At 40.5% G+C, this 3,503-nt stretch carries 2 protein-coding genes; one reads left to right on the plus strand and one right to left on the minus strand.

The window, feature by feature from the left end; all coding sequences use genetic code 11:
- Positions 1–91: 91 nt before the first annotated feature.
- Positions 92–1,492: a trigger factor gene (tig, locus tag H5968_RS24710; RefSeq protein WP_187042047.1), complete on the minus strand. Its 1,401-nt coding sequence runs from the start codon at positions 1,490–1,492 to the stop codon at positions 92–94.
- Positions 1,493–2,462: 970 nt separating this feature from the next.
- Here tig and H5968_RS24715 point away from each other — a divergent pair.
- Positions 2,463–3,488 carry an aspartate-semialdehyde dehydrogenase gene (locus H5968_RS24715; RefSeq protein WP_187042048.1) on the plus strand — a complete coding sequence of 342 codons (1,026 nt, stop codon included), beginning with the start codon at positions 2,463–2,465 and terminating at the stop codon, positions 3,486–3,488.
- Positions 3,489–3,503: the final 15 nt, after the last annotated feature.

Consider the following 3,503-nt stretch of genomic DNA (forward strand, 5'->3'; position numbering starts at 1 on the left):
GTCACCAGTCCCCAGTCACCAGTCACCAGTCTCCAGTCCCCAGTCACCAGTCCCCAGTCACCAGTCCCCAGTCCCCAGTCCCCAGTCACCTTTACTCAGGACTGGTTGTTTCTGCTTCTGTAGCCGGTTCTGCTTCTGAATCAGTTTCCTCTTCTGTGCTTAAAGAACCTTCGGGTACAAGTTCTATGGATGAGTTAGCCAGCAACCAATCCATGATTTTCTCATTTACTAGCTGTGCTTCTACCAAAGATTGCAGTCTTACTGCATCTATATCTTCATCAGCGTACTCTTCTAAGAGTTCTTTAACTTTAGCGTTGACTTCCTCAACTGTGGCTGTGATTGATTCCCGTTTACCGATTTCTTCTACAGCCAAAGAACGTTTAAGGCGTTCTACTGCGTCTGGTTCTGAACGCTCGCGCAATTGATTCAGGATTTCTTGGGTGAGAAACTTTCTCACATCCATTCCCTGCTCTGACAATTTCATGATTGTCTGTTTGATCATGACATCAACTTCGTTATCTATCAAAGTTTTTGGCAAATCAATTTCTACGTGCTTGAGCAGTTCCGCTAATAAAGCTTCTTGCTGATTGGTTTTGGTTTGCTCTTGGGCTTCTTTTTGATAACGTTCTTCTAAGGATGCCCGTAATTCTGCTAAAGTCTCAAAATCACTGACTTCTTGAGCAAAGTCGTCATCTAATGGTGGTAGTTCTTTTTCCTTAATTTCTTTGAGTGTGACTGTAAACAAGGCAGGTTTACCCGCCAAGTCTGGACTCGCATAAGGATCTGGGAACTGGGCGGAAATTTCTCTGGTTTCTCCAGGGTTCATTCCTACCATACCGACTACAAAACCAGGGATAAATTTATCTTCCTGCAACTCGACTTGAAAATCTGCTGCTTCTCCTCCTGGAATGGGTGTAGGTTCTGCTGCCTCGTCTTCACCTTCACCTTTAGCCAACACACCTTTAAAATCTACTACTGCCACATCTCCTATTTGGGCTGCTCTTCCTTCTACGGGAATTAATGTGGACATTTTCTGCCTTTCCTGATCTAACACTGTATCCACCCGTGTTGGATCATGTTTGATTTCTTCAGCTTTGACTTGGAATCCTGTATACTGCTGGATTTTGATTTCTGGTTCTACATCCACCACCGCAGCAAAGGTCAAGGATTCTCCAGGTTTATAATTATTAATCAAATCATCAAAGGATGACACTAATCTCGGTTGGCCAATAGCTTTAATGTCTTCTTGTTTGACTGCTTGCTCTACAACTTCGGGAATTAGTTCTTCCAATACCGATGCTTTGATGCGACTGCTTCCCAGACGCTGTAATAATACCTGCCGGGGTGCTTTGCCTTTGCGAAACCCAGGAAGATTTACAGTAGCACTTAAATTTTTGATTACCTGTTCGTATTTTTGTTGGGTAACTTCCGCTGTAATTTCTATTTCTAGTCCAATTTGGCTTTTTTCAAGTTTTTCCTGGGTTACTTTCATGCTTTGTCTCTGTTTTTTGGTGTTGTCATTTTTGATAGTACACACAAGCTGCGTATATCTCGCTTATTAACTTGATGTGCAACACAAAACTTATACTAATCGCTCATATTAAGATTAATAGAGGGATTTTTAGGTTATATATCAGTTTTGTGCAGTTGATGGATTTTTTGACGAAATCAGACAAAATAATTAAATATAATTAAATAATTAGCTATCCAGTAATCGTCTTTTCAGCATCCTCAACTCCGGGCTTAGGGGCTGCGCTCTTCAGCAGATATCTAGTTTACTGCCAATAGCACAGAAATTTACAGATCCTTCCAGTTTTTCTGCTATATCTTTACTGATAGGATATCTCAGTCGATTTTTCAGAAGTTTTCATTTAAACGTTGTTTAGTCCTAAAAAATCTGCTTAATGATCTTTAATTGATGGCTGTTCCTGCCCATGGGATAGGTTAGACGCAAAATGTTACCCAGATTGTTCAGGTTGTGATATCCTGTCAACATGGTAGATTCCCATGGTAGCACTGTTGCCTAACAATACTTGTCTGCTCTCAAGAGAGAAGGTAAGAGCAAACCCCCCAATCTCAAACCCAGTAACCGCTTCCCAAACCTACTCACTACTGGGAGATGGTTAACTAAGCAGTCTGGTGTTGCTAAGTTTGTACCATTGATTCTATCAACCTGATTAATGGTTAACCTATTCATTTTACCCTTAGTTTGGAGTTTGTTGTATGGTAGTGTATAATTCAAAGTAATACAGGTTAAATGGTAACTATTGTCAAATAAAATCAAAATATAAATAAAATATCCTAAAATCCAAATTCTTTAGATATTATAGATATCTACTAAATTAGAAAAAAACTCATTAAGTATTCAAACTTCTTTGATTGCTCAATGTTGCCATTATAGATATTTTGAGTATTAGAAAAAACTTAGTAACCTTAGTAACCTCTTAAAGGAGAAGTCCAATTTGTCTAAATCCTATCGTGTAGCTATTTTGGGTGCGACTGGTGCTGTAGGTACGGAGTTGCTGGAATTACTAGAAAGTCGTAATTTCCCCCTGGCTGATTTAAAATTGTTAGCATCAGAACGCAGTGCAGGAAAGACGCTCAAGTTTAAAGGCGAAAATATTGTAATTGAGGCAGTCAGCGATCGCTCTTTTGCAAATGTTGATATTGTCTTAGCTAGTGCTGGTGGTGGAACTTCCAAAACCTGGGCTGGGGTAGCTGTAGAAAAAGGAGCAGTGGTAATAGATAACTCTAGCGCCTTCCGTATGAACCCGGATGTACCTTTGATAGTTCCAGAGGTGAATCCCCAAGCCGCAGCAGAGCATAAAGGCATTATCGCCAATCCTAACTGCACGACAATTTTAATGACGTTGGCAGTTTGGCCACTGCATCAAGTAAAACCAGTAAAAAGGATTGTAGCAGCAACCTATCAATCTGCCAGTGGTGCTGGTGCAAAAGCAATGGAAGAAGTGAAAACCCAAACCAGTGCTATACTACAAGGACAACAACCAGTAGCTGAAGTGTTACCTTATCCGTTGGCTTTTAATTTATTTCCCCATAATTCCCCATTGACAGATTTGGGGTACTGTGAGGAAGAGTTAAAAATGGTCAATGAAACTCGGAAAATATTTGGTAGTCAAGACATCAGAATTACTGCTACTTGTGTACGGGTTCCCGTACTCCGCGCCCATTCCGAAGCAATTAACCTGGAGTTTGACACACCTTTTAGTCCAGATGAAGCAAGAGCAATTTTAAGCAATGCGCCTGGTGTGAAATTGGTGGAAGATTGGCAAAAAAATTATTTCCCCATGCCTATAGAAGCTAGTGGTAAAGATGAGGTTTTAGTCGGCAGAATTAGACAAGACATTTCTCATCCTTGTGGCTTAGAATTATGGTTGTGTGGCGATCAAATCCGTAAAGGTGCGGCTTTAAATGCGATACAAATCGCCGAATTATTAGTAGAAAAAAATCTACTTCAGAATGGGTGATTGGGGACTGGGGAC

Origin of the sequence: Sphaerospermopsis sp. LEGE 00249, from assembly GCF_014299995.1 — a bacterium.
Lineage (GTDB): Bacteria > Cyanobacteriota > Cyanobacteriia > Cyanobacteriales > Nostocaceae > Sphaerospermopsis > Sphaerospermopsis kisseleviana.